The 25,991-nt window shown below is 72.3% G+C and carries 23 protein-coding genes; 10 read left to right on the forward strand and 13 right to left on the reverse strand.

Going from position 1 to position 25,991, the window contains the following annotated elements:
- Positions 1 to 45: 45 nt before the first annotated feature.
- The 6 genes from ACZ52C_RS06070 to ACZ52C_RS06095 all read right to left on the reverse strand — a co-directional run bounded on the left by ACZ52C_RS06070 (position 46) and on the right by ACZ52C_RS06095 (position 8,896).
- Entirely contained in the window at positions 46 to 795 is a 750-nt protein-coding gene (locus ACZ52C_RS06070) for a spherulation-specific family 4 protein (protein ID WP_469073620.1), read from the reverse strand.
- A complete protein-coding gene (locus ACZ52C_RS06075) occupies positions 783 to 1,742 on the reverse strand; it encodes an NAD-dependent epimerase/dehydratase family protein (RefSeq protein ID WP_215448875.1) in 960 nt (319 codons plus the stop codon). The genes ACZ52C_RS06070 and ACZ52C_RS06075 overlap by 13 nt, the downstream gene beginning before the upstream one ends.
- Before the next feature lie 196 nt (positions 1,743 to 1,938).
- Positions 1,939 to 3,231 carry a hypothetical protein gene (locus ACZ52C_RS06080; RefSeq protein WP_469073621.1) on the reverse strand — a complete coding sequence of 431 codons (1,293 nt, stop codon included), beginning with the start codon at positions 3,229 to 3,231 and terminating at the stop codon, positions 1,939 to 1,941.
- The gene (locus tag ACZ52C_RS06085) at positions 3,228 to 5,675 is read right to left on the reverse strand and encodes a DUF3492 domain-containing protein (protein WP_469073622.1); all 2,448 of its coding nucleotides are present in this window, start codon (positions 5,673 to 5,675) and stop codon (positions 3,228 to 3,230) included. The genes ACZ52C_RS06080 and ACZ52C_RS06085 overlap by 4 nt, the downstream gene beginning before the upstream one ends.
- Positions 5,676 to 5,894: 219 nt before the next feature.
- Positions 5,895 to 6,962 (reverse strand): DUF3152 domain-containing protein, encoded by a 1,068-nt coding sequence (locus tag ACZ52C_RS06090; RefSeq protein WP_469073623.1) that lies wholly within the window; start codon positions 6,960 to 6,962, stop codon positions 5,895 to 5,897.
- A gap of 779 nt (positions 6,963 to 7,741) precedes the next feature.
- Complete coding sequence (locus ACZ52C_RS06095) at positions 7,742 to 8,896, reverse strand: alpha/beta fold hydrolase (protein ID WP_469073624.1); 1,155 nt, start codon at positions 8,894 to 8,896, stop codon at positions 7,742 to 7,744.
- 423 nt (positions 8,897 to 9,319) lie between these two features.
- On the opposite strand from ACZ52C_RS06095, the gene ACZ52C_RS06100 reads away from it, so the two are divergent.
- From ACZ52C_RS06100 to ACZ52C_RS06115, 4 genes are all read left to right on the forward strand, one after another.
- Positions 9,320 to 9,544, forward strand: coding sequence for a hypothetical protein (locus ACZ52C_RS06100; protein WP_469073625.1), 225 nt, complete (start codon positions 9,320 to 9,322; stop codon positions 9,542 to 9,544).
- A 201-nt stretch (positions 9,545 to 9,745) separates the two neighbouring features.
- Complete coding sequence (locus ACZ52C_RS06105; protein WP_469073626.1) at positions 9,746 to 10,387, forward strand: TetR/AcrR family transcriptional regulator; 642 nt, start codon at positions 9,746 to 9,748, stop codon at positions 10,385 to 10,387.
- A gap of 169 nt (positions 10,388 to 10,556) precedes the next feature.
- A complete protein-coding gene (locus tag ACZ52C_RS06110; RefSeq protein ID WP_009293559.1) occupies positions 10,557 to 10,784 on the forward strand; it encodes a DUF3107 domain-containing protein in 228 nt (75 codons plus the stop codon).
- A gap of 208 nt (positions 10,785 to 10,992) precedes the next feature.
- Complete coding sequence (locus ACZ52C_RS06115; protein WP_469073627.1) at positions 10,993 to 11,265, forward strand: hypothetical protein; 273 nt, start codon at positions 10,993 to 10,995, stop codon at positions 11,263 to 11,265.
- Positions 11,266 to 11,367: 102 nt separating this feature from the next.
- Here ACZ52C_RS06115 and ACZ52C_RS06120 read toward each other — a convergent pair whose 3' ends face one another.
- Positions 11,368 to 12,144: a ferritin-like fold-containing protein gene (locus ACZ52C_RS06120; protein WP_469073628.1), complete on the reverse strand. Its 777-nt coding sequence runs from the start codon at positions 12,142 to 12,144 to the stop codon at positions 11,368 to 11,370.
- A gap of 496 nt (positions 12,145 to 12,640) precedes the next feature.
- Between ACZ52C_RS06120 and ACZ52C_RS06125 the strand changes: the two genes are divergently transcribed.
- Both ACZ52C_RS06125 and ACZ52C_RS06130 read left to right on the forward strand, forming a co-directional pair.
- Positions 12,641 to 15,124 carry a DEAD/DEAH box helicase gene (locus ACZ52C_RS06125; protein ID WP_469073629.1) on the forward strand — a complete coding sequence of 828 codons (2,484 nt, stop codon included), beginning with the start codon at positions 12,641 to 12,643 and terminating at the stop codon, positions 15,122 to 15,124.
- A gap of 376 nt (positions 15,125 to 15,500) precedes the next feature.
- Complete coding sequence (locus ACZ52C_RS06130; protein WP_469073630.1) at positions 15,501 to 16,376, forward strand: alpha/beta fold hydrolase; 876 nt, start codon at positions 15,501 to 15,503, stop codon at positions 16,374 to 16,376.
- 58 nt (positions 16,377 to 16,434) lie between these two features.
- Here the strand turns inward: ACZ52C_RS06130 and ACZ52C_RS06135 are convergent, their stop codons facing one another.
- Positions 16,435 to 17,331, reverse strand: a complete 897-nt coding sequence (locus ACZ52C_RS06135) for an NYN domain-containing protein (protein ID WP_469073631.1) — start codon at positions 17,329 to 17,331, stop codon at positions 16,435 to 16,437.
- Between the two features lie 246 nt (positions 17,332 to 17,577).
- Between ACZ52C_RS06135 and ACZ52C_RS06140 the strand changes: the two genes are divergently transcribed.
- A complete protein-coding gene (locus ACZ52C_RS06140; RefSeq protein ID WP_086786875.1) occupies positions 17,578 to 17,730 on the forward strand; it encodes a hypothetical protein in 153 nt (50 codons plus the stop codon).
- Between the two features lie 91 nt (positions 17,731 to 17,821).
- On the opposite strand, the gene ACZ52C_RS06145 is transcribed toward ACZ52C_RS06140, so the two are convergent.
- From ACZ52C_RS06145 to ACZ52C_RS06160, 4 genes are all read right to left on the reverse strand, one after another.
- Complete coding sequence (locus tag ACZ52C_RS06145; RefSeq protein ID WP_469073632.1) at positions 17,822 to 18,427, reverse strand: MarC family protein; 606 nt, start codon at positions 18,425 to 18,427, stop codon at positions 17,822 to 17,824.
- 178 nt (positions 18,428 to 18,605) lie between these two features.
- Positions 18,606 to 19,475: a PHP domain-containing protein gene (locus ACZ52C_RS06150; RefSeq protein ID WP_469073633.1), complete on the reverse strand. Its 870-nt coding sequence runs from the start codon at positions 19,473 to 19,475 to the stop codon at positions 18,606 to 18,608.
- Between the two features lie 168 nt (positions 19,476 to 19,643).
- A complete protein-coding gene (locus ACZ52C_RS06155; RefSeq protein ID WP_469073634.1) occupies positions 19,644 to 20,285 on the reverse strand; it encodes a DUF6758 family protein in 642 nt (213 codons plus the stop codon).
- Positions 20,286 to 20,538: 253 nt separating this feature from the next.
- On the reverse strand, positions 20,539 to 21,123 hold the full coding sequence (locus tag ACZ52C_RS06160) for a suppressor of fused domain protein (protein ID WP_469073635.1): 585 nt from the start codon (positions 21,121 to 21,123) through the stop codon (positions 20,539 to 20,541).
- Between the two features lie 535 nt (positions 21,124 to 21,658).
- On the opposite strand from ACZ52C_RS06160, the gene ACZ52C_RS06165 reads away from it, so the two are divergent.
- Both ACZ52C_RS06165 and ACZ52C_RS06170 read left to right on the forward strand, forming a co-directional pair.
- Positions 21,659 to 22,783 carry a magnesium and cobalt transport protein CorA gene (locus ACZ52C_RS06165; protein WP_469073636.1) on the forward strand — a complete coding sequence of 375 codons (1,125 nt, stop codon included), beginning with the start codon at positions 21,659 to 21,661 and terminating at the stop codon, positions 22,781 to 22,783.
- Between the two features lie 83 nt (positions 22,784 to 22,866).
- Positions 22,867 to 23,412 carry a hypothetical protein gene (locus ACZ52C_RS06170; RefSeq protein ID WP_469073637.1) on the forward strand — a complete coding sequence of 182 codons (546 nt, stop codon included), beginning with the start codon at positions 22,867 to 22,869 and terminating at the stop codon, positions 23,410 to 23,412.
- 317 nt (positions 23,413 to 23,729) lie between these two features.
- On the opposite strand, the gene ACZ52C_RS06175 is transcribed toward ACZ52C_RS06170, so the two are convergent.
- Positions 23,730 to 24,488, reverse strand: coding sequence for a hypothetical protein (locus ACZ52C_RS06175; RefSeq protein WP_469073638.1), 759 nt, complete (start codon positions 24,486 to 24,488; stop codon positions 23,730 to 23,732).
- A gap of 176 nt (positions 24,489 to 24,664) precedes the next feature.
- On the opposite strand from ACZ52C_RS06175, the gene ACZ52C_RS06180 reads away from it, so the two are divergent.
- Positions 24,665 to 25,966 (forward strand): magnesium transporter MgtE N-terminal domain-containing protein, encoded by a 1,302-nt coding sequence (locus tag ACZ52C_RS06180; RefSeq protein ID WP_469073639.1) that lies wholly within the window; start codon positions 24,665 to 24,667, stop codon positions 25,964 to 25,966.
- Positions 25,967 to 25,991: the final 25 nt, after the last annotated feature.

Genomic DNA, 25,991 nt, shown 5'->3' on the forward strand with positions numbered 1-25,991 from the left:
TCAATCACTACAGTTGTTCTCCCCGTAACACTGCCACGCCCTTTTTCATTCCGAGACACCCGTTCCAACCAGCGAGACGATGTCGTCCCAGTAGCCGGGCATCGTCTCCCAGGGGTCGATCCTGCCGCCGCGATCCGTGCGGTCGGTGAAGTAGATCGTGGCGGCCCCCTGCCAGCGGGCGATGCGCAGCGCTTCGTCGAGGTGACCGCGCGGGACGCCGTGGACGAAGTGGCAGAAACGCTCGGGGGGATGGTCGGCGGTCCATTCGGCGACCTGCGACCACCGGTAGTCGCTCCAGGGGCCGGAGAAGGTCACCAGCTGGTCGGCGGTCTCGACATAGCCGGGGTGCGGGTGGGTGCCGTGGCCGAGGACGATGTGGCCGCCGCCGAGGAGGGCGCGGAGTGTGGTGACCGTGCGGCCGGTCTCGGCGAGGGCGCCGCGCTCGGTGGGACAGCGGTCCAGGAAAAAGCCGTCGACCAGATACCAGTCGAGATAGCGGCGGGCGTCGGCGGCGAGCTCGGCGAAGGCGCGCGCACCGTAGGTCATGTCCAGACGGCCGAGGACCTGGACGCCCGCGTTCCGCAGGCGTCCGGCGGCCTCCAGACAGTGGCGGTCGGGGCGGGTGCCGGGGCCGTCGGCGACATCGAGGGCGACCCAGTGCAGAGGAGTGGCGGGGCGGGTGAGTTCGCCCCATTCCAGTGGAGCGACAAGGGGGTGGGCATAGCCGGGGACACCGATGCCCAGGCTCAGGCCGGTGCGGGCGATGCCGGACGGGGCGGGGGTCAGATACGACACGCCGCCTCCATCCAGATGTCGGCCAGGGACTCCTCCAGGTTGATGCGGGGCCGCCAGCCGAGCCGGTCGCGGGCGGTGCGCACATCGGCCTGCTGCCAGCTGCCGCAGCCGTCCGGGTAGGGGTAGGAGACGGGGGCGGCGTGGTCGGGTTCGGGGCGGGGGTGGCCGATGGTGGACCTGAGGGGGTTGGGCGGGGCGTCCAGTTCGTGGAGGGCGCCGCCGTAACCGGCGACGCGGGCGAGCACGGCCGCGGCGTCGCGGAGGCGCACGGCTCGGCCGGAGCCGATGTTGATCACGCCCTGGGCCGCGGAGAGCGAGGCGGCGTGGACGGCGCGGGCGACGTCGCGTACGTCGACGAAGTCGCGCTGGACGCCGAGACCGCCGAGTTTGAGTTCGCCGTCGCCCGACTGCATGGCGCGGCGCATGGCCTCGGCGAGGCGGCCGAGCGGGGAGCCGGCGGGTGTGCCGGGTCCGGCGGGCGAGAAGACGCGCAGCACCACGGCGTCCAGGCCGGAGCCGAGGACGAGTTCGGTGGCGGCGAGCTTGCTCACTCCGTACGGGCCGCCGGGGCGGGGCACGGCGTCCTCGGCGGTGGAGGAGCCGGGCTGGCTCGGCCCGTACTCGGCGCCGCAGCCGAGCTGCACCAGCCGCGCCCCGCAGCCGCTGCGACGCAGGGCTTCGCAGACGGTGGCGACGGCGACGGTGTTGTGCCGGGTGAGTTCGCGGGCGCCTCCGCGGGTGGCGCCGGCGCAGTTGACGACGACTCCGGGGTGGACGGCGTCCAGGAAGCGGGTGAGCGCGCCGGGGCTGCCGGTGGCGAGGTCGAACCGTACGTCGGCGTCGTCGCCACGGCCGAGGGCGGTGAGCTGGACGGCCGGGTCGGCGAGCAGACGTTCGGCGACGAAGCGGCCGAGATATCCGTTGGCTCCGATCAGCAGGACCCTCATCGGGCGGCTCCCGGGGCGGGCTCTCCGGTTCGGGAGGTGATCATCTGGCGTTCTCCTTATGGGGTGGTGCCGTGGGTGATGAGGTCCCGCGGTGTCGGCCCCGCGGGAAGGGGACGCGCGGGACGGCAGCCCCGCGCATCGGTCGGGCTCGGACTTCGCGCGGCGGCATGAGGCCGTCGCGGGAAGCCCGAGAGAGTCAGGTCGCCCCGGAGGGCAAGGCGTGGGCCGAGGCCCGGGTCAGGGTGCGGAGGGTGCGGACGAGCAGGGCGAGTGCGGCGGTGCCGCAGACAAGGGCGGGAACGGCCTCGGCCCCCCAGGCATGGGTGACGGTCTCGACGGGGACGGCCAGGAAGGAGCAGCCGGGCAGGCGGCTCGCGAAGACGGTGCCCAGCGCGAGCGCCTCGGCCAGCGCGGCCGTGCGGAGGGCGATCACCGGGGCCTGGGCGAAGCCGTGGGCGATGAGGAGACGGGCGAGCAGCAGCAGCGCCCCGAGTGCCGCGGCGCCCGCGCGGCCGGAGGGCTCGTCCAGGAAGGTGCCGCACAGCGCCAGCAGGGCGGCCAGTGCACCGAGGTGAAGTGCGAACACGCCGAGGATCAGGGGCTTCATGGACTCGGCGAACTCCGCGAGGCCCCGGCTGGCGGTGAGTTTGCGGCGGGCCCGCACGGAGAGGAGGTGGGCGCACCAGACGGCGGGAGCGCAGGACAGGGCGAGCGCGAGCACGGGTGCGACGGACAGGGGCCACATCCCGTGGGGCCCGCCGTCGAGCCCGGCGGCGAGCAGGCCGTCGCCGAGAAGGGCGTACGCGATCAGCCAGCAGGTCCAGGTGCGGGTGCGGCCCGCTGTACCGGACGGGGCGCGCAGGGGACCCCGGTCGAGTGCCGAGCGGAGGCCGAGCGCCACAGCGAGGGCGCCGAGGGCCGCGGCCGCGAGCCGGGGTTGGCCCTCGGTGAGCCGTACCCCGACGACACCCGCCGCGCAGAGGGCGCCCGGCAGCAGGGCGAACAGGGCCCATCCACCGCGTGCGCCGGGGGCGTTCGGCACCGGCGCGCGCTGCGCGGATTCCTCACCGTCACGCGACACGCGCGCGTACATCTCCTCGGCGAGCGAGAACACGTCGCGGTGCCGGAAGCGGGCGGCCGTCCGGTCGGTCAGCCCGTGCGCCTCCAGGCCGGCGGCGATCTCCAAGGGGTCGACCGCCCGCTCGCAGAGTTCCCGGTGCCGGTGCATCAGGGCCTTCACGGGGTCCACGGCACCGCGCCGGGGAGCGGACCTGGGTCCGGCCTCGGGCAGGGAAAGGTCGTCGCCGGGCGCCCGGAGGACAGGGTCGGGCGGGGCGATGAGGTCCCGCGGGGCCAGGAGATCGTCCGGCGTCATGTCGTCCGACGGTGGCTTCGCATCGAACCCGTCCAGCCCGTCCAGCCCGTCCAGCCCGTCCAGCCCGTCCAGCCCGTCCAGCCCGTCCAGCCCGTCCAACCGTAGCTCGCTCATCGCGCCCCCTCCCCCGCGGGCACCGGCTCGCCGGCACCCGCACCCGAAGGCCTCTCCGCAGCTCGGACCGAAGCGGATCCCGCTGCCGACGCGCTGGTCACACCGGTGACTGCGTCACTGGCCGAGACCGTGCGGGGGGCCACTGTCGTGGGCCCTTCCCCATCTGCGGCCGCAGCGGCCCCGGAGGTCGTGGCTGGGAACCGGGCCGAGGCTGTGGCACCCGCCGAAGCGGCGTCCGCAGCGGAAGTCGAAGCGATGGTGGCCGCCGCCGAAGCCGCGCCCCCGGCTGAGGCCGTGCCGGGGGCCTCAGCCAAGGTCGAGCCACGTACAGCTGCGCCCCGCACGACAGCCGAGCCGGCCTCAGAAGCCGCCCCAGGAACAGACCCAGCGGCCGGTGTCCCACCCGCCGCCGAAGCCGCCCCCCGCGCAGACACCCCGCCGCGCGGAGCCGCCCCATCCCGCTCCGGACCAGCCTCCCGAACCGGCGCCCCATCCCGCCCCGTCACCACGTCCCGAGCCTGCGCTCCATCCCGCTCGGGCACCACGCCCCAAGCCGGCGCCCCATCCCGCTCGGGCACCGCTTCCCGGCCCGGCGCCGCAGTCCGCACGGCCGAGCCAACGGCCCAGCGCGGTCTCCCGACCCCGGCCCTCCTCTCACCCGAACCCACCGCCCCGGCTCCCCCGACAACCTCGGCAGCCCCCGCCGCTCCAGCCACCCCCACGACACCGGCAACCCCTGCCACACCCGCAACCCCTGTCACGCCGGCTACACCCGCCACGCCCGCGACCCCCACAACCCCAAGGCCCCCCGCAGACGGCCGGGGTTCGGTCCAGCGGCCGGGAACGTGGGCCTCGGCAGGGGCCCCGAAGGGCAGTGGTTCACCGGTGGCGTCGAGGACGATCTTGCGTACCGGGGCGTGGGAGACGATCTCCAGATAGATGCCACGAAATGCCGCGACGTTCTGCTCCACCGTGAAGAGTTCGAGAGCGCGGGCGCGGGCAGCCGCGCCCAGGCGCGCACGGCGCTCGGGTTCTCGCAGGAGCGCCACGCACGCTTCCGCGAGCGCCCGCGGATTGCGCGGGGGAACGACGAGCCCGGTGCCGCCGATGACCTCCACCACCGCGCCCACGTCGGTGGAGACCGTGGGCCGGGCGCAGAACATGGCCTCGACCAGGCTGATCGGGAAGCCCTCGACGACGCTCGACAGCACGACCACCGCGCCGGCGGCGTAGGCCTCGGCCAGGTCGGGGACGGCCGGGTCGCCGATCTCCTCGAAGGAGACGGGGTTGTCGCCGACGGCGTGGACGCCGTCCGCCTCGTCGGGGAAGAGCTGCGCCGCGAGGGCCTTGCAGTGGCCCAGATAGGCGGTGGCCTCGGCCCCCGCCGCCGCTCCGACGATCCTGAGCCGTGCCCTGGGCTCCGCCCGGCGGATCTCGGCGAAGGCGTGCAGCAGCGAGATCAGGTCCTTGGCGGGCTCGATCCGGCCCACCCACACCAGCGTGTGCGGATCCGCGCACTCCGGCGACTCGCCCACCTCCGCGAAGCGGGCGGCGTCCATGCCGGGGTAGACGGTACGGATCCTGGCCCGGTCGGCGCCGCAGCGCTCCTGCCAGCGGCGAGCATGGGTGTTGCCGGGGGTGAGACAGGCGGCCTGCCGGTATACCTCGGCGGTCAGCCGCCGGTGGAAGGCCGCGAGGAGCGCGCGTACCGGCGCCTCTCCCGACGTCCCGAGGTAGTGCGCCCGCAGCGGCACGCCGTACTCGGTGACCAGAAGGGGCACCGAGTGGAAGTGACGGGCCAACAACCCCGGCAGCGCGGCCGATCCGCCCGCCGCGGCATGGCACAGGTCGACCGAGCCGAGGCCGTCGTCCTCGTACCAGTCGAGCGAGAGGGGGCGCAGGGCGCGTTCCAGATGGGTGGCGACGGTCAGCAGATCCGGTACGCGAGCCTCGCGCGCCCCCCGCAGCGCGCCCGGCGCGCGACAGGCGCGCTCCAGAGTGCGGACGGCGGCCTCGGAGCGCAGCGCGCCGATCAGTCCGCCTTCGTCCCGGGCCAGCTCGGCAAGCCCGTACAGCGCGTTGCCGAAACGGTCCGCCTCAGCATCGACCCGGCCCTCGCCGTCCCGCCCAGCCGCATCGGCACCGCCCGCTCCTCCCGAACAGACGGCCGCCACGAGCTCGCCGTACGCCTCCGCGAAGCGCCTTCGCGCCCGGCGGCCATGGACGACCCCGTCGTCCTCGGCCGTCCACAGCGGTGCCGTACGGACCCGGCTGACCTGCGGCGGCAGCGGGATCCAGCCCTCGTCCTCCTGCCGCTCGCTCCGGCTGAGCGCGTAGATGTCGAACTCGTGTCGCTCCAGCCCACGTACGAGTCGGTCGCACCAGAGCCTGGCGTCACCGCTCACATACGGATAGCCACCCTCCGTAAGCAGTCCGATGCGCACGCGTGCACCCCCGATCTCCCGTTTGTGGAGCCGCCGTTCGCCCGGCGGCCCGCAGCGGGACGAACGTATGCGGACAAGGCAGTGGCGCGACGGACGGTTGTCCATCGCGCCACCAAAAGGGGTGAACGGTCGTAACTTTCACTAGCGGGACGCGTTTTGTCGCGCTAAGGGATCAGTCGATCACACTGCGCGGCCACCGACGGTCCCGGCGGAGGCCGGTCAACCCCCCGGATAGGGCCAGGGATTGGCCTTGCAGGTGATCCCGCCGTAGGTCAGGAACTTGCTCTGCTGCTGCATGACGGGCGCGAGTTCGCCGTCCTTGTCGCAGGTCACATGGGGGTACTTGAGGCGGTGGCCGATCTCGTGGTTGATCAGCATCTGTCGGTACGCGTGGATCTTGTCGCCGTAGGTCTCCGAACCCTGGGCCCAGCGGTACGCGTTGATCATCACGCGCTCGGTGGCGGCCGAGTCGCACGAGACGTTGTCCACGGTGGTGTCGAGCCCCGACTTGGCGCACCAGAACGCGGTGGTCCCCGGACTCGCCAGCGTGATCACGAAGTCGGGTGTGCCCGAGGAGATCCGCTCGAACGTACGGCCACCGCCGTGGGCCCAACTCCGGTCGTCGTTCAGGGTCTTCTGCACGGCGTCGGCGAACAGTTCCGCGTCCAGCCCGAGCCCCTTCTCGACATCGACCCGGTAGCGGTACTTCTGCCCCGTCCCCGGCGCCCTGTCGAAGCCCCCGACCGCCTCGAACTTCCCGCCGCCCTCCAGATCCGCGGCGAGCGCGTACTTCTTGTCCATCTTCTGCTCGTACGTCAGAGGGGTCGCGCTCGGGCTGGGCGGGACCGACGGTGTGGGCCGGTTGTCGCTGCGCGAGGCGTCGCGCACGGCACGCTCGCCGGCGTCGGCGGCCTGCGGCCGAGCGGCGGTGTCGTCCTCTCCGACGGCCATCTGTCCGCCCACGACGACCACCAGCACGGTCGTGACAGCGGCGGCCGCGATCCCGACGAACGCCCGCCCCTTGCCGCCCTTCGCCGCCCCGGCGACCTCGGCCTCGTCGCCCGGCGGCTGCTCGGACGACCCGTGGGACGCGCCCTGAGACGGGCCTTGTCCAGACACGTCCTGCCGAGGCGACCGTCGGTTCAGCGGTTTTTCCTCCAGAGCCGTCTCGGCAAGGCCGTCGTCGTCGGCACCCGGCGCGCCTTGATGGGTCCGGCCGGGTGCGAAGACGTCGTCGACCTCGTCGAAGGCGTCCAGATAGGCCTGGCGAGGGCCACCGGGGGGCATGGTCTCCTGCCGCTGCCGGGGAATGGGGATACGGCGGCCCGAACTCTCCGGAGGCACGCCGTGCGGGGCGCCATGGGGTGACGCCTCGCCCGGCCCACCATAGGGGGACCCGCCGGGATCCCCTGGCGCCACGCCGGGTCCGGCGCCCTGCCGACGCCCGGCACCACCCAGGTGGCCCCAACCCCCGCCCGCTTCACGCTGTTCGGGGTGTTCCCCCCGGCTCGGCGGACCGCCGCGCGCCTGGGCACCGTCCGGGACACGCGGAAAGCCGTGCGCGGGCGTGCCGTCGGGCAGTCGCGGCATCCCATGCGCGGGCGTGCCGTCAGGGAGACGGGGGGACCCGTGCGCCGGAGTGCTGTCCGCGAATCGCGGTACGCCGTGCGCCGGTGTGCCGTCGGGAAGGCGCGGGAAGCCGTGCGCGGGCGTGCCGTCCGGGAAGCGCGCCCCTTGCCGCCCGGGCGCACCGCCCCCGAAGCCTGACGGCCGGTCCTGCTGCCCCGGCACACCACCGCCGAACCCCGACGGCCTCCCCTGGCCCGGGGCCCCTTGCCCCGGCGCCCTGTCGTACCCCGGCGCCCCGTGCCCCCGGGGCGGCGGAGCGCCCTTCGGCGGCTGCGCCTGCGGCCGAGCGGCGGACGGCCGGTCACCCGCGCCGATGGACGCATCCGCCCGCGCTGTCCTTATATCGGCTGCGACATCGGCTGCGATATCGGTTTTGCTGTCGGTTGTGTCGCCTTTCGGCGCCCGCCCCTTGCGGCTGTGCCGTCCCACGCCGCGCCTCAGCTCCCCACGCCGGGCGAGCCCTTGGGCGGCCCTTCGGCGACCGAATCACCGTCGTCGGCGCCGACCGACCCACCGCCACTCACCGAACCACCCTCACCCGAAAACTCGACCGACTCGAACGACCCCGACCCCGAACCCACTGACACCAGATCCGCCGATTCCGAACCCACCGCCATCGCATCCGCCCCGCCCCGCGGCCTCCCCGAATCCGCGAGCAGTTCGCGGAACGCGGCGGCGACCGCCTCCGGGTACTCCATCATCGCCACGTGCCCCGCGTCCGGCAGAGAGACGAGGCGGGAGTCGCGGAAGGAGCGGGCGGCGCGCTGGGCCATGCGGTAGCCGACGAGCTGGTCGCGTCGGCCGTAGACGAGGAGGGTCGGGGCGAGGACCCGCTCGGCCTGGCGCCAGAGCGAGTGCTGCCCTCCCAAAGTGTAGGCGTCCACGATCCCTCGGGCCGAACGCGTCAACGCATCCCACATGTACGGCAGTTGGAGGCGCCGCTCCATCTCCTCCACGGCGTTGCGGAAACCCTCGTCCGTGACACGGCCGGGGTCGCCGTAGCAGAGCGCCATGACGCCCCGTACGCGCTGTTCGGCGCTCCACCCCCTGGTGAAGCGGGTGAAGAGCGCCGCCATGCCCGGCAGGGCGAGCAGCCCCGTCGGCACGGCGGTCCGCTGCACGCGCAGCTCCGGCAGGGCGGGCGACACGAGGGTCAGGGTGCGGACGAGGTCCGGGCGCAGTGCGGCGACGCGGGTCGTGATCGCGCCGCCGAGGGAGTTGCCGAAGAGGTGCACGGGGCCGCGCCCGGTGGAGTCGAGGTAGCGGATGACCGCGCGCGCGTGTCCGGTGACGGAGTAGTTGCCGTCGTCCGGCGGCGGCGAATCGCCGAAGCCGGGCAGGTCGAGCGCCTCGCTCTCGACGAGCCCGTCGAGCAGCAGCATCAGCGCGGACCAGTTCTGCGAGGAGCCGCCCAGGCCGTGGACGTACAGGGCGGGCGGCAGCCCCTCGCGCGCCGGCGGTCTAGCCCGTACCGACAACGTGATGCCCGGCAACCGGACCGACCTCAGCCGCTCACCGGGCGCCACGCGCACGGCACTCGTCTTCGGCGACGCGGTGGCGGTCAGCAGGGACGGCAGATCGGTCGAAGACATGCGGGCAATGTTACGAGACGATCACGCAGTGGCTCATGTGTTCGCCGTCACAGGCCACACCACAATTCAGCCACTTCTCAGGGGGTACCGGGCGCCATGCACTTCACCGCCGGACCGTCCGCGCCCCGGCGCTCGGCACCGGGTCCGGCTCGACCGCGTAGCGCCGCGATGACCTGTCTCCTAGGCTCGGAAACGTGCTCGCGGCGGGGCCCGCAAGCCCGCCCACGAGCCGGCCCGGAAGCAGCCCTGGGCGGCCCGGGCACGCACCCCGGACCGAGCCCGGGCACAGGCTCGCGAGCCAAGCTCGCGGGCGGCGCATCCGGGCTCGCGAAGAGGGCACCCGTACGTGGCCCCCGCCGCCGTCGGGGACGTTCCGGCGGCACCAGGACAGCACCGGGCAGCACCAGGAAAGGGGAACCCACGATGGCCGTTGATCCGACCGATCCCGACACCTTCGTCGAGGAGGACTCCGTGGAGTTGGACGATGTCGAGGCCCCCGAGGCCGATGCCGCCGAGCAGCACGCGGACATCGCCCCGCACCGGGACGATCCGCTGACCGACGTCGATCCGGGCACGGCCAACGAGGCCGATCTGGCGGAACAGGCCCGCGTGGTCTCCCTGGACGAGGACGAGGACGACTATCGGTAACCCGATCCTCACCAGGGACGACGACCGGTGACGAGAAAGGGCTTCCTTCTGCCCGCCCTGCCCGCGTTTGACGTGATTGGCGGCACTTTCCCAGGCGTCCGGTCCGTGAAATTCTGCGCTCGCACCGCGCACACCAGGGTTACCGAAAAGTACGATGGCGGCGCGGCGCACACCCGCATGTGGACGATCTTGGGAGGCGGCGTGACAGCCATCGAGCAGACAGAGGCGGCGCGCCCGCGGGGCACACGGCTGCCCCGCCGAGCCCGACGGAACCAGTTGCTGGGCGCCGCCCAGGAAGTCTTCGTGGCCCAGGGCTACCACTCCGCCGCGATGGACGACATCGCCGAGCGCGCCGGAGTCAGCAAGCCGGTGCTCTACCAGCACTTCCCCGGCAAGCTCGACCTCTACCTGGCCCTGCTGGACCAGCACTGCGAGGCCCTGATCCAGGCGGTGCGCGGCGCGCTGGCGTCGACGACCGACAACAAGCAGCGGGTCCGCGCGACGATGGACGCCTATTTCGCGTACGTCGAGGACGAGGGCGGTGCCTTCCGGCTGGTCTTCGAGTCCGACCTGACGAACGAGCCCGCCGTGCGCGAGCGCGTCGACAAGGTCACCAACGAGTGCGCCGAGGCCATCTGCGACGTCATCGAGGAGGACACGGGCCTCTCCCGTGCGGAGTCGATGCTCCTCGCCTCGGGGCTGGGCGGCCTCTCCCAGGTGGTGGCGCGGTCCTGGCTGCACAGCGACCGCACCGTCCCGCGTGAGCAGGCGGTCCAGTTGCTGGCCTCGCTTGCCTGGCGCGGTATCGCGGGCTTCCCCCTGCACGGCATCGACCAGCACTGACCCCGCCGGCCGGCCGGCCCCGCCGCACACCGGTCCGGGGATTTGTTCCCGCCCCCTGTTCGCTCCTGGCGTTCTCGGGCGGAGCGTGTACGTCCCCTCACCGGGCTAATGTGTGCTGCGTACGGCGCGGAAGCCCGCGCATTTCACTGACCGTCGGAGGGACATAGCCGTGGAGGTCAAGATCGGCGTGCAGCACGCGCCCCGCGAGATCGTTCTGGAGAGCGGTCAGAGTGCCGAGGAGGTCGAGCGTGCTGTTGCCGAGGCGCTGGCCGGCAAGTCGGCGCTGCTGAGCCTCACGGACGAGCACGGCCGCAAGGTGCTGATCCCGGCCGACCGTCTCGCTTACGTCGACATCGGCGAGCCGACCGTCCGCAAGGTGGGCTTCAGCGCGCTGTAGTCACGAGCACAAGAGGCGTACGGAAGGGGCCCGGTGGTGTGAAACCACCGGGCCCCTTCCATGCGCCCGCGTCTCATGGCCGCCATGGGGCGCGCGCCACAGAGCGGCCACAACTCGTCCACAGACGATGATTGCGTCCCACGCCTCGCGGGTAGTACCGGCTACAACCGATTTGCCCAGGCCAGGCCGTGCGGGAGGGAACTCGATCATGTTCTTGGAAGCACTCGGATCCGCACTCCTCGGCTTCGCCCTCGCCTGCGCCGCCGTCTACCGTCTGCCGCACCGTCTGCCGGCCCGCGCCCTGGTCCTGCCGACGGGCACCGCCGGTGGCCTCTTCGGCGCGTTCCTCACCCACACGGCACTGGGTTCGGCCGACTACCTGGTGGTCCTCGCCGGCGCCCTCGTCGTCGCGGCGGCCTCCCTCTCGCTGCTCCTCCGCCCGACGGAACGCTTTCGACGCAGCAGCTCGGCGACGGCGTGAGGATCCACGGATAGGGGCGAAGCCCCATCCAGGGGAGCGGGGAACTGCGCGATCAGCCACGAAGCACCCGCACCCGCCGGACGACAGCTCACCCCGCGGCGACTAGGCGGCCAAGCCGAGCGCAGCCATCCGCTTGGTGTGCGCCTCGGTGATCCGCGAGAACATGCGCCCCACCTCGGCGAGGTCGAACCCGTCGGCCACACCGCCCACGAGCATCGTGGACAGGGCGTCCCGGTCGGCCACCACCCGCTGCGACTGCGAGAGCGCCTCCCCCATCAACCTCCGCGCCCAGAGCGCCAGTCGACCGCCCACCCGCGGATCCGCGTCGATCGCGGCCCGCACCTTCTCCACGGCGAACCCGGCGTGTCCCGTGTCGTCGAGCACCGCGAGCACGAGTCCGCGCGTGTCCGAGTCGAGGTGCGCCGCGACCTCCCGGTAGAAGTCGCTGGCGATCGAGTCGCCGACATAGGCCTTGACGAGGCCCTCCAGCCAGTCCGAGGGGGCGGTCTGCTTGTGGAAGCCGTCGAGCGCGTCGACGAAGGGCTCCATGGCGCGCGTGGGCTCCTCACCGATCTCGGTGAGCCGGCCGGCGAGCCTCTCGAAGTGGTGGAACTCGGCCGCCGCCATCTTCGCCAGCTCCGCCTTGTCGACGAGGGTCGGCGCCAGCTTCGCGTCCTCCGCGAGCCGTTCGAACGCCGCCAACTCCCCGTACGCCAGCGCGCCCAGCAGATCCACCACCGCGGCGCGGTACTGCGGGTCGGCAGCGGCACGCTCCCAGTCCTGGGCGGCGATGCCGGTGACCTCCGTGGTGTCGGCGGCGTCGGCGGACGCGCCGCCGGTGGCGTTCTCAGGCTTGTCAGACGTGGTCATGAAGCGCACAATAGCCCGCTCCGCGCAAGGCGGAAGGGCCCGGTCATATCGCGCGTCCCACAGTGTGACGACGACTACGTGACCAAATCGGCCATCGCATATGCGCGATTCCAGGGTATGGTGGTAATGCGCCTGCTGGTACCGAGATGTAGTTCGACGGTGCCTCGACAGGCCGCACGCATGAGGATGCCCGGTCGGTGGCCCGATCGGCTCCGACCCGACAGCCCTCCTTTTCCGTACGGCACTTCGCGTACGGCGTCCGGAGGGAACCCCTCAGCGGTATGAGCGCTAGAGCGTCGGCAGTGGTCCCGTGCCCACACGGTCCGCCCGTGAGGGCGGCCGACGTCCCCCGGCACGGTCTGACACGCCCCCCGCGCTCGCCTCACACCGCGTACACAGAAGAGGCAGCACCCTGACTACGACTTTCCGCGATCTCGGCATCTTTCCCGAGACGGCCGAGGCCCTCGAGGCCGTCGGCATCATCGCCCCCTTCCCCATCCAGGAGATGACGCTCCCGGTCGCCCTCACCGGCACCGACATCATCGGCCAGGCCAAGACCGGCACCGGCAAGACGCTGGGCTTCGGCCTCCCGCTCCTGGAGCGCGTCGTCGTCCCCGCCGACGTCGAGGCCGGCCGCGCCAGGCCCGAGGACCTCGTCGACTCGCCGCAGGCGCTCGTCGTCGTCCCCACGCGCGAGCTGTGCACCCAGGTCACCAACGACCTGCTGACCGCCGGCAAGGTGCGCAACGTGCGCGTCACCGCGATCTACGGCGGCCGCGCCTACGAGCCCCAGGTCGAGGCCCTCAAGAAGGGCGTCGACGTCGTCATCGGCACGCCCGGGCGGCTCCTCGACCTCGCGGGCCAGAAGAAGCTGAACCTGAAGCACGTCAAGTGCCTGGTCCTCGACGAGGCCGACGAGATGCTCGACCTGGGCTTCCTGCCCGACGTCGAGAAGATCATCAACATGCTTCCGGCCCGCCGCCAGACGATGCTGTTCTCGGCGACCATGCCGGGCGCGGTCATCGGTCTGGCCCGCCGGTACATGTCCCAGCCGACCCACATCAGCGCCACGTCGCCGGACGACGAGGGCGCGACAGTCCGGAACACCGCGCAGCACATCTACCGCGCGCACAACATGGACAAGCCCGAGATCGTCTCGCGCATACTGCAGGCCGACGGCCGGGGACTGGTCATGGTCTTCTGCCGTACGAAGCGCACCGCGGCCGATCTCGCCGACCAGCTGAAGCAGCGGGGCTTCGCCTCCGGCGCGGTCCACGGCGACCTGGGCCAGGGCGCCCGCGAGCAGGCGCTGCGCGCCTTCCGCAACGGCAAGGTGGACGTCCTCGTCTGCACCGACGTCGCCGCCCGCGGCATCGACGTCGAGGGCGTCACCCACGTCATCAACTACCAGTCCCCCGAGGACGAGAAGACGTACCTGCACCGCATCGGCCGTACGGGCCGCGCGGGCGCCAAGGGCATCGCGATCACCCTCGTCGACTGGGACGACATCCCGCGCTGGCAGCTCATCAACAAGGCGCTGGACCTCGGGTTCAACGACCCGCCGGAGACGTACTCCACGTCCCCGCACCTCTTCGAGGAACTGAGCATCCCCGTCGGCACGAAGGGCGTGCTGCCGCGTTCCGAGCGCACTCGCGCCGGGCTGGACGCGGAGGAGCTGGAGGACCTCGGCGAGCCGGGCGGACGTGGTCCGCGCGGTCGTGGTGGCCGAGCCGCCGGCCCGTCGTCCGCCGAGCGCGAGCGTGAGCGCCCGGCGCGTACGCCGCGTCGTCGCCGCCGTACGCGTGGTGGCAGCACCGTGGAGGGGGCGTCGCCGGAGGCCGTCGCGGTCACGGAGCCGTCGGAGTCCACGCAGACGCCGGGCAGCGACTCCGTCGCGTCCGAGCCGCGTACGCCTCGCCGTCGTCGCCGGACGCGGGCCGGGGCGAACCCCGCCGCCGAGGGCGTGACCGGGTCCGAGACCGAGACGGTCGAGAGTGCGCCGGTCGAGTCGGCGGAGGTCGTGGTCGACACCGTCGCGGGCGCGCCCGTCGAGTCGGTGGAGGAGGCTCCCAAGCCGCGTCGCCGCCGCACCCGTAAGTCGGTGGAGGCCGCGCCCGGCGCGGATGCCGCGCTGGACACGGCGGAGGGCACGACCGACGTCGAGCCGGCCGCCGAGGCCGTGACCAAGCCGCGTCGCCGTACGCGCAAGGTCGCCGCGCCCGCCGAGGCGGCGCCCGCCGAGGCCGTGAGCGAGGAGGCCGCGGCCGAGGAGGCACCGGCACCGGCCAAGCCGCGTCGACGCACCCGTAAGGCCGCCGAGAGTGTCGTCGAGGCGACGGACAGCGCCGCCGAGACCGCCGTGGACGCCGCCGAGGCGCCCAAGCAGCGCCGCCGGACCACCCGTAAGGCCGCGGCGACGCCTGCCGAGAGCGTGGTGGAGGCTGTCGCCGCAGAGGCGGTGGTCGAGGCTCCGGCCCCGCGTCGTCGGACCCGTAAGGCCGCGGCCGCCGTCGAGGCGCCTGCCGCCGAGGCCGTGGTCGACACGGCGGAGGGCACGGCCGTCGCCGAGCCGGCCGCCGAGGCCGTGACCAAGCCGCGTCGGCGTGCGCGCAAGGTCGCCGCGCCCGCCGAGGCGGCGCCCGTCGAAACCGTGAGCGAGGAGGCCGCGGCCGAGGAGGCACCGGCCAAGCCGCGTCGGCGTGTGCGCAAGGTCGCCGAGAGCGTCGAGAGCGTGGGCGAGGTGACGGACGGCGCCGCCGTCGACGCCGCCGAGGCGCCCAAGCCGCGCCGCCGGACCACCCGTAAGGCCGCGGCGACGGCTGAGGGGGCGGTTCCCGCGCAGCCTACGGAGGAGCAGGCGACGAAGCCGCGTCGTGCGCGGAAGGCTGCGGCGTCTGTGGACGGTGGGGAGGCGGGGGCTGAGGCTCCGGCTCCTCGGCGGCGGGCGCGGAAGGCTGCTGTGGCTGTGGTGGACGGCTCGGAGGGCTGAGTCCGTTCTTGCTGTCGGCTGGTGGAGGTCCGGTTCCCTGGTGGGGCCGGGCCTCCGGCCTTTTCTCGCCCCCGCCGCCCCTACCCTTCCCTCCCCCACTCTCGGCTTCGCTCGAGCGGGAGGTGCCCCCACCAAGGGGCTGCGCCCCTTCGACCCCCAGACGTCCGTCCGGTGGGGGCTGGTCGCGCAGTTCCCCGCGCCCCTGAAAAAGCAGGGGCTGCGCCCCGTGCTTTTTCGGGCCGAAAGGCCGGAGGCCTTTCAGGGGTGCGGGGAACTGCGCGAGAAGCCCCACTCACCCGCACCTGACAACGCACCCGGCAGCGCCCCCAGCGGGGCAGCGCGAGCCACCCCCGCTGGGGCCCGTTACGCTCCCCCCATGAGCCGTCCCCCCTCGTTCACCCCTCCTCCCGGCGCGCGCGCCCATCGTCTGCGTACCCCTCGTGGGGAGTTCGCCGTGATCGAGGCGGGGGTGGCGGTGAAGGGGAGCGTCCTGCTCGTGCCGGGGTTCACCGGGAGCAAGGAGGACTTCATCGCGCTGCACGAGCCGTTGGCGGCTGCGGGGTACCGGACGGTGGCCGTGGACGGACGCGGCCAGTACGAGAGCCCGGGCGCCGAGAGCGACGAAGCGCCTTACGCTCAGGCGGAGTTGGCGCAGGACCTGCTCGCCCAGGCGCAGGTCGTGGGCGACGGCGGCCCGCTCCACCTCGTCGGCCACTCACTCGGCGGCCAGATCTCCCGCGCCGCCGTGCTGAGGGACGCCTCCCCCTTCGCCTCCCTCACGCTCATGGCCTCGGGCCCCGCCGAAATCTCGGCCGGTCAGCAGGAGCGCGTGAAGCTGTTGCGGGACGCCCTGGCCGTGATGGACATGGAGCAGGTCTGGGACGCCATCCAGGCGATGGAGGCACCGGAGCCCGAGGAGGCCGACACGGGCGCCCTCGACGCGGGGCTGGACGACCGGGACGACCTGCGCCGCCGCTGGCTCGCCACCAAACCGGCCCAGCTCATCGCCACGGGTCGCCAGCTCTGCGCGGAACCCGACCGCGTCGCCGAACTCGCCGCCGTGGACCTGCCCAAGCACGTCCTCTCCGGCGAACGCGACGACACCTGGCCCATCCCGGTCCTCGACGACATGGCCGTCCGGCTGAGCGCCCACCGCACCGTCGTCCGCGGCGCCGAGCACTCCCCCAACACCGATCAGCCGCAGGCGACGGCCGAGGCCCTCATCGGCTTCTGGGACCGGCTCGGCCGCTGAGCGCCACTCGGACCGAGCCCCGCCGAACGCGCCGAACCAGCCCAGCCCGGTCCGGACCTCAGTACTGGGCCCGCAGGTGCTCCCAGAAGCCGTCCCGCAGCGCCCGTCTCAGGTCCGCCTGTCCCCGCAGCGAGTACTGGAGCAGGCCCTCCGCCTCGACGAGCAGGTCCTGGTCGACGGAACCGGGGAGGTACGGGTGGCCCTGGAGCAGTTCCTGCAAGGTCTCCCGGCCCCGGGAGGCGAGCCACTTCGCGGCGATCTGGGCGCCGACGAAGCGGACGTCCTCACGGCTGGGGCGCGCCCCGGTGGGGGCGTCGTAGGTGGCGGCGGCCCGGCGTGACACGTACGGCTTGAAGAAGTCGAGGTCGAAGGTGCGCTGGCTGTCGACCTCCCAGAGCAGCGGCTCGGCCTGGTTGCGGCCCTCGGGCGCCTCGACTCCCCACAGGTGGACCCGCGCCCCGTACCCCTGCGCGGCCTCGACCGCCGAGACCAGGTCCTCGTCGCCGCCGATCAGGGCCGCGTCGCTGATCGCGCGGTGGCGGGCCAGTGACTCCAGGTCGGTGCGGATCAGGGAGTCGACGCCCTTCTGCTGGTTGTTCGCGTTCAGGTTGCCGAGGCGGACCTTCACGTCCGGCAGCTCGGCGATCGACTGCTGTTCCGCCGTATGGATGCGGCGGCGCGCCCCGTCGTACCAGTAGACCCGCAGCAGCCGGCTGTCCGCGAAGATCGTGCGTGCCTTGTCGATCAGCGCGTCGATGAGCCCTTCCGGGTCGAGGTCGAAGGACCGTCGGTCCTCCGTCCCCGCGACGAGCCGTCCCGCGGCCGCGTACAGATACCCGGCATCGACGAAGATCGCGTGCGTCGAGGGAGTCTTCGCCACCTCGGCGAGCATGCGGTGCAGTAGCTCGTTCGTACGGTCGATGCGGGCGCCGAGCGCCGTGAGGTCGTCGTTCATTACGGCCCATTGTCCCGGCGGTCACGCTGCGAACACAACCGGTCCCAATCAGTCTTCCTGCCTTCAGGTAGACATACCACCACACCGCTTACCGGCTAGTAATTAGCTTCCCGAAAAATTTCCTTAGCGTAGGGAATGTTTGTAACACGCATACCGTTGACTCCTCATGGAACACGGGCACCGACGACCCGTGAGCCATCACCAGTAGTTCTCCTCAGGAGGATGACCAGACGAAGGGAGAAGCCCTTGCGCTTCGAAATCCTGCGACTCGACGACATCGACGGCACGCCCGTCGACAGCACGGTCGTGGACGCCGCCTCCGTCAACCGGATCGTGCAGCAGGCCGCCGCCATCGGGCAGCGCCTCTGGATCCGCCCGGCCGACGTGACCGCCTCATAGGACGCGGGTCCGTTCACACTTCGGAGCCCCGTACGGCACGACGCCGTACGGGGCTCTGCGACGTCCCGGCCAGGGGCGGTGGGCGCGTGCGCTAGGCGCCCTGTACGACCTGGGTGACGCCGTTGATGATCTGCTGCACGGCGATCGCGGAGAGCATCATGCCGGCGAGCCGGGTCACCAGCACCACACCGCCGTCCTTGATGACCCGGATGATCAGCAGTGAGTACCGCATCGTCAGCCACAGCACGACGTGGATCGCGAGGATCGCGGTCCACACGGAGACATGGGCGGCGACACCGTCCGCCTTCTGCACGGCGAGGATCACCGACACGATCGCACCGGGACCGGCGAGCAACGGCATCCCCAGCGGCACGAGCGCGACGTTGACGTCCTTGGTCTGCTGCGGCTCGTCCGTCTTGCCGGTCAGGAGGTCGAGCGCGATCAGCAGGAGCAGCAGCCCGCCGGCGATCATCAGCGCCGGGACGGACACATGCAGATAGTCCAGGATCTGGTGCCCCAGCAGCCCGAAGACGGTGATCACACCACCGGCCACACAGACGGCCTGGAGGGCCATCCGCTTCTGGGTGCGCGCGGGACGGCCCGCGGTGAGGCCGAGGAAGATCGGGGTGATCCCCGGGGGATCCATGATCACGAAGAGGGTGAGGAAGAGCGAACCGAAGATGGCGAGATCGAACACGGGGATGCCTTGCGGGAGAGGAAGAGCGAGCGAGAGGGCAGCCCTCGGCAAGGTACCGGGTGCGGTACGGCCGGGGCGATGGTCGCGCGGAGAAACGGGGCATCGCCCCGCGCGGACAGAGTGGAGAGCGCGGTGGGCCGGGCACGGCCGGCGTCCGCCGGAGCCTGGCGCCCCACGGTCAGGGGATCAGCTGGTTCCCGCCGGTCCCCGGGACGGGAAACGCGCCGGTGGCCCGCCGCGTGATCTCGCCGTACACCTCGGGGTCGGTCGTGTACTCGCCGAGCACGCAGGTCTTCCGGCTGCCGTGGTAGTCCGAGGACCCGGTGGCGAGCAGCCCCAGCTCCTTCGCCAGGCCGCGCAGCCGGGCCCGGGTCGCCGGGTCGTGCTCCATGTGGTCGACCTCGATGCCGTCGAGTCCGGCGGCGGCCAGCTCCGCGATGGCGGACTCCGGCACGGTCCGGCCGCGCTTGACGGCGGCGGGGTGGGCGAAGACGGCGACACCGCCGGCGCCCTTGATCAGCCGGATCGCCTCGAACGGGTCGGTCTCGTGCTTCTCGACGTAGGCGCGGCCGCCGTCGGCGAGCCACTGCTCCGTGAACGCGTCGCTCACGGTCGGCACGACGCCGAGTTCGACGAGCGCGGTGGCCACGTGCGGCCGCCCCACGGAACCGCCGGCGGCGATCCGGGCGACCTGCTCCCAGGTCACCGGCACACCCAGCTCGTTCAGCTTGGCGATCATCCCCTGGGCCCGGGGGACCCGGTCGTCCCGCACCAACTCGCGCTCGGCCAGCAGGTCGGGCTCCTCGGGGTCGAACAGATAGGCCAGCATGTGCATGCTGACGCCGTCCAGCCGGCACGACAGCTCGGCGCCCGTGACCAGGGTGAGCCCCTCCGGGAGCGCGGCGATCGCCTCGGCGTGCCCGCGCGTGGTGTCGTGGTCGGTGAGCGCGACGACGTCCAGACCGGCCGTCCGCGCCTTCCGTACCAGCTCAGCCGGGGTGTCCGTACCGTCGGACGCCGTGGAGTGGCAGTGCAGATCGATACGCACGACTCGGACTCCAGGCGCAGGGAAACGGAAGCGGACGCTCAAGGATAGCGCCCTTCCGGGCAGCTCCTGTCACACCCGAAAGCCGCGGGCGCCCCCTACAGAGGACGCGCCCCGGAGCCGCGCCTCCGCCACCCGGAGCCACGCCTCCGCCCGCAGGCGCGAGGCCCCCTACGGCTCCAGGATGCGCGGTGAGAGCGCCCCGCACGGCAGCAGTTCCACCTCCGCGCCTGCGTCCCGCAGATCCGTCAGCACCAGTTCGTCGTACATCAGCAACCCCGTCTGTTCGGGCCACACGATCGCCCACAGCCACAGCCCGAGCGCCTCGCCCGCGAAGACCGCGCGGTCGTCCGGCGTGCCGGTGACGTGCCACAGCGGTGTGGGCCGTCCGGCGGCCAGCACCTTGGCCTGGGGCGGCTTCTCGACGCTCAGGTAGGGGCCGGGGTCGGGACCGTCGATGCCCGCGTACCGCGCGCCGAGACCGACGCCGAGCTCCTCCGCGATGAGGACGAGCTCCCCGACGCCGCCGAGCGGGCCGGGACCGGAGCAGGCCACGGCGGTGGCACGTCCGCCGCTGCGGTCGTCCCCGGCGAAGGCGGCACCCGTGAAGAGCCAGCCCACGGGCAGCGGCCAGGGCATCCAGACCGGCACCTTGGCGCGGTGCACCACGACGCTGAGGGCCTCGACGCTGGGCGGGATCACGGGCTGCATCGGGTGCACCGTCCCGTGCGCGGCGCACTGCCAGGAGTCGGCAAAGAGGCCGGGAGCCCTGACCCGGCCACCACACTTCGGGCAACTGGGTTCGCCCCTCATAGGGCCCAACGGTCCTCCCCGTGCTTCCTCGCGTCAAGGACGATCACCCGTCCGGCGTGTGCGCGTCACATTCCGCGCACGTTCCGCACACGAACGCCGGCCGGCGGCCTGTGGTCGGCCCGTCGGACCGACCAACGGGATCAACTACCCACACGACCAAGGGAAGCGGCGGTTTTCGGCCACCTGCCGAGGCGCCTCCGGTCACGTATGGCGTGCCGTCCGTCACACGGGGAAGCCGTGTCACGCGATCCGGTCAGTCCAGGGGGACCGAATTGCGGGCCGGGTCGCGGAGGTCCGTCCCCTGGATGAGCCAGCGCTCCTGGAGGGCCTGGGCGCCGTGCACCCGCTTCCAGGCCGCCTCGTTGGGCGTCATCGGCAGGAGGGGCAGGAACCGTACGGGGTCGGCCGGGGCGTCGAGTTCGAGGTCCTCGACCAGGCCGCCGGACTCGGCGACGAGGACGGAGGTGAAGGGGGCTTGGGGCCAGAGCGGATCACCCACGTCGAGCGAGGCGCCGGGGGCCACGATCAAGCCCTCCACCTGCGGCGACGCGGCGAGTACGGCCAGCGGGCGCAGCACCTTGTCGGTGTCGGCGACACCGCGCCGCACGGACAGGACGAGCTCGGCGCGCGGGCCCTTGACGGGGTCGGCGAGGACCGCGGTGGGGTCGGCCATCGGCTGGGCGGACATGCCGAGCGTGGCGTAGCGGACGACGTCGCCGTCGGTGAAACGGAGGACCTCGATACGGTCGGTGCCGAGGAAGGTGACCGCGGCGCGCGCGTCCGGTTCGCCCAGCGCGGTGCGCAGACGGGCCTCCACCAACGGAAGAACATCAGCCATGAGCCGAGCATAGAACTCGTCAGGAACCGGCAAACGGGCGCCTTGACACTTCAGCCGACTGTTAGTCTGGGCCGCCGGTCGGGACAGTACGCGGGCAGCACGCAGAAGCCTCGCTCTCAAGGCTTCTCATGCCTTCGCGTCCCGCACCGAGAAGACTGACTCCCCTACGGGGAACCCCGGATGGGGTATGGAACGTCCCTTACGAGGGACCGGCCGGAGGAGGTGGGGCTGCGATGGACCGAAGTCGACCTGGCAGTACCACCCGCTCTTCCGCTGTTCGAGTTCCGTAGCTCTGGTCGTAGCCGTAGTTCTCGCTCCGCTCGCTACCGCCCTCACTCGCGTCGTGCCGCTCGTCGGTCGCCGCGCATCGGAAGAGCACTTCTTTCCCGTCTTGATCTGAATCAAGCGAAGCTGTCACCGCGACGGTGCGGTGCTCCCCGCTTTGTGGACGTGCCAAACATCCGAAGTCAAAACGTCCCCATTCCGGGTAGTTCCAACCGTCGTCGGCGGCCTTTCGTTGCGAAGGAGCCAGCTCATGTCGATGATCCACAACCTGCGTGCCGCGGTCCGCCCGTCCCGTCCCTCGCGGCTGTCGCTGCGCAAGGACGGCGGGGTGTACGACGCCACGCGTCCGGCGGAGACGGCCACGGCCGTCGTGGACTGCGCCGTGTACCGCGACGGCGCGCGCGTGTCGTTCGAGCGCAACCTGCCCCCGCACGAGGCGATCCGTCAGGTGCGCCGTGACGGCGGCTTCGTCTGGATCGGCCTGCACGAGCCGTCGGAGGCCGAATTCTCCGGCATCGCGGCCGAGTTCGGGCTGCACCCGCTGGCCGTGGAGGACGCGGTGCACGCGCACCAGCGGCCGAAGCTGGAGCGGTACGACGACACCCTCTTCACCGTCTTCAAGACCATCCACTACGTCGAGCACGACGAACTCACCGCCACCAGCGAGGTCGTGGAGTCCGGCGAGGTCATGTGCTTCACCGGACGGGACTTCTTCATCACCGTGCGGCACGGCGGGCAGGGCTCCCTCAGGGCGCTGCGCCACCGGCTGCAGGACGACCCGGAGTTGCTGGCGAAGGGGCCGTCGGCCGTGCTGCACGCCATCGCCGACCATGTCGTCGACGGGTACGTGGCGGTCGCGGACGCCGTGCAGGACGACATCGACGAGGTGGAGACGGAGGTGTTCTCCCCCGGGCGCAAGGGCACACCCCGGGGCACCGACGCCGGCCGGATCTACCAACTCAAGCGCGAGGTCATGGAGTTCAAGCGCGCGGTGCTGCCGCTGGTGCGGCCCATGCAGCTGCTGAGCGAGCGGCCGATGCGGCTGATCGACCCCGACATCCAGAAGTACTTCCGTGACGTGGCCGACCACCTCGCCCGGGTCCAGGAGCAGGTCGTCGGGTTCGACGAGCTCCTCAACTCGATCCTCCAGGCGAACCTGGCGCAGGCCTCCGTCGCGCAGAACGAGGACATGCGCAAGATCACGTCCTGGGCGGCCATCATCGCCGTACCGACGATGGTGTGCGGCGTGTACGGCATGAACTTCGACTACATGCCGGAGACGCACTGGAAGTTCGGCTACCCGGTGGTCCTCGGTGTCACGGTCGCGCTCTGCCTCGGCATCCACCGGACGCTGAAGCGCAACGGGTGGCTGTGACGCCGTAGGCCACGGTCGAGGCGGTGGGCCGGGGGCTACGAGGGGGCGGGCCGGGCTCGTGGGGGCACGGTTAGGCTGCCCCCATGACCGCCGATCCGCTCCCCGCCGATTCGCCGAACCCCGACGCGCTGCTCGAACAGGCACTCGTCGAGGAGGCCACCAAGAAGTCCGGGCTGATCTGGGTCCGGGGTGGTGAGGTGTCGCGGGCGCTGTGGCACGTCTGGCACGAGGGTGCGGCGTGCGTGGTGGGCGACGGGCCCGGTGAGCAACCGCTGCCCGGGCTGGCCGACGGAGGGTCTGCGGTGGTGACCGTCCGCAGCAAGGACAAGGGTGGGCGGCTGGTCAGCTGGGTCGCGGACGTCGTCGAACTGGCCCCGGACTCCCCCGAGTGGGAGGCCGTGGTGGCCGAGCTGAAGGGCAAGCGGCTCAACGCGCCCGACGGGGAGGCGATGCCGGGCCGGTGGGCGCGCGAGTGCCGGGTGCTCCGCCTGCGGCCGACGGGGGTGACCCTGCCCCTGCCCGACGACGACCTGGCGCAGGCACCGGCCGCGACGCCGGCGACCACACGGCAGCCGATCCCGGCGGCGGTGCCACGCCTGCTCTTCGGCCGCCGCAAACGACAGCGGTGAGACTCGGCTCCTGACAGCGGACGCGTCCCGGTCGGCACCGCCGCACCGCCAGAACGGGGACCTGCGGTGCAACGGACAGCGGGCTGACGCCGGGCACGGAGTGGAGCCGAGCCCTCGGGCACCGATCAGAGCGGCGCGTCCCCACTGGGCGGCCACGAGGCGCTGCGCCGGGGGCACCCCTCAAGGCGATGCCGGCGGTGGCCCCACACGGGCGCACAGCGGCCCTTCGCCCACTCGGCCCACCCGTGTCCGCACCGCCCACGCGCCACGCCGCCGCTCCACGAAACCGCAGGCCGTCCCCGCCCGTCCCGCCCGTACTACGACGTCGGCAGTTGCTTGCCGTAGTCCACCACCGACTTGCCGTCCGGCTCCTCCAGCGTGAAGTCCTTGCCCCAGTCGGAGAGCAGGATGGTGCCCGCGTCGCCGGCGCGGACGAGGCGGAGGGGGTAGGGGGTGCCTTCGAGGGAGACGTCGAGCGTGCCGCCTGAGCCCTTGTCGCCGGTGATGCGGATGGTGCGGGTGCCGGACTGCTCGTGGTGGCCCTCGGTGGAGAGCGTGCCGTGCAGGGTGAGCAGGCTGTTGAGGAGGACGTCCTTGTCGGTGAAGCCGCTGAACCGCTTGTAGGCGGGGTCACCGGTCGGCACCTTCACATACATGCCGTCCAGCTTGTCCGCGGCGGCCGTCTCCGAGTCCTCGTCCTGCTCGCCGCCCTTCCCGGAGTCCTCGTGGTCCCAGAAGTCCGCGTCGGCCTTGAGGAAGAGGTGCTCCCCCACCTTCAGCAGCCGGAACGTGGAGCCCTCCGTCGTCACCGAACCCGTGCCGCCGTCCTCCTTCAGGCGCATGTCCAGCCTGTAGGTCCTGCCGTTGCTCACCACGGCCCCGGACAGCCGGACCGTGTCCGCCGCCGTGGCCGCCGCCCTGGTCGTGCTCTGGATCTTCGCCGGCTCCAGTTTGCCGACCCCGTTGGTCCCCTCGTCGGGATCCTCGCTGCACCCCGTGAGCCCCAGCCCGCCGACCACCAGGGTGCAGACGGCGCTCACCAGTGCGGCCCTTCGGGTACGGGGAATCACAGTCACAGGCGATGCACCTCTTCGTGGGGAGTCCAGGCGTACCGCAGAGTACCGGGGCTCCCGACCCGCCACTGAGCCAGTCCGTCCGCACCGCTCACCAGGGCATATCCGATCGGGACGGGCTAGCCTGAAGCCGTCCTCGGCGGACATTCCCCTCACGACGGGAAGGAAAGGGGCGGCTCATGGCGGCGGTGGCGCCCCGGATCTTCGTCTCCCACCTCTCCGGTGTCGCCGTCTTCGACCCGAGCGGCGATCAGGTGGGCCGCGTCCGGGATCTGGTGGCCATCCTGCGGGTGGGTCGCAAGCCCCCGCGCCTGCTCGGCCTGGTCGTCGAACTCTCCACCCGCCGCCGGATCTTCCTGCCCATGACCCGCGTCACCGGCATCGAGTCGGGCCAGGTCATCACCACCGGTGTCCTGAACGTGCGCCGCTTCGAGCAGCGCCCCACCGAGCGCCTCGTCATCGGGGAGCTCCTGGACCGCCGCGTGACCCTCGTCGAGACCGGCGAGGAGGTGACGGTCCTCGACATCTCGGTCCAGCAGCTGCCGGCCCGCCGGGACTGGGAGATCGACCGGGTCTTCGTCCGCAAGGGCAAGGGCGGGGCGTTCCGGCGGCACAAGGGCGAGACGGTGACCGTGGAGTGGTCGGCGGTCACCGGGTTCTCGCTGGAGGAGCACGGGCAGGGCGCCGAGAACCTGCTCGCCACCTTCGAGCAGCTCCGCCCGGCCGACCTGGCCAATGTGCTGCACCACCTCTCCCCCAAGCGCCGGGCCGAGGTCGCCGCCGCCCTCGACGACGACCGGCTCGCCGACGTCCTGGAGGAGCTGCCCGAGGACGACCAGATCGAGATCCTCGGCAAGCTCAAGGAGGAGCGGGCCGCCGACGTCCTGGAGGCCATGGACCCGGACGACGCCGCCGACCTCCTCGCCGAGCTGCCCGAGGAGGAACAGGAACGGCTGCTGACGCTGATGCAGCCGGACGACGCGGCCGACGTACGGCGGCTGATGGCGTACGAGGAGAAGACCGCCGGCGGTCTGATGACCACCGAGCCGATCGTGCTGCGCCCGGACGCGACCGTCGCCGACGCGCTCGCGCGGGTGCGCAACGCCGATCTGTCCCCGGCGCTCGCCGCACAGGTGTACGTGTGCCGGCCGCCGGACGAGACCCCGACCGGCAAGTACCTCGGCACGGTCCACTTCCAGCGGCTGCTGCGGGACCCGCCGTACACCCTGGTCAGCTCGCTCCTCGACGACGATCTCCAGCCACTGGACCCGGAGGCCGCGCTGCGCGACGTCGCCGGGTTCTTCGCGACGTACGACATGGTCGCGGCGCCCGTGGTCGACGAGAGCGGCTCGCTGCTGGGGGCGGTGACCGTCGACGACGTCCTGGACCACATGCTTCCCGAGGACTGGCGGGAGACGGAGTTCCATCTGTACGAGGACGACGACGTCGCGGACGGGCAGGAGGTCGGCGATGGCTCCTGACCGGGACGGGCGTGAGGCCCGTGAG

It is taken from the genome of Streptomyces sp. NPDC034049 (genome assembly GCF_055575575.1).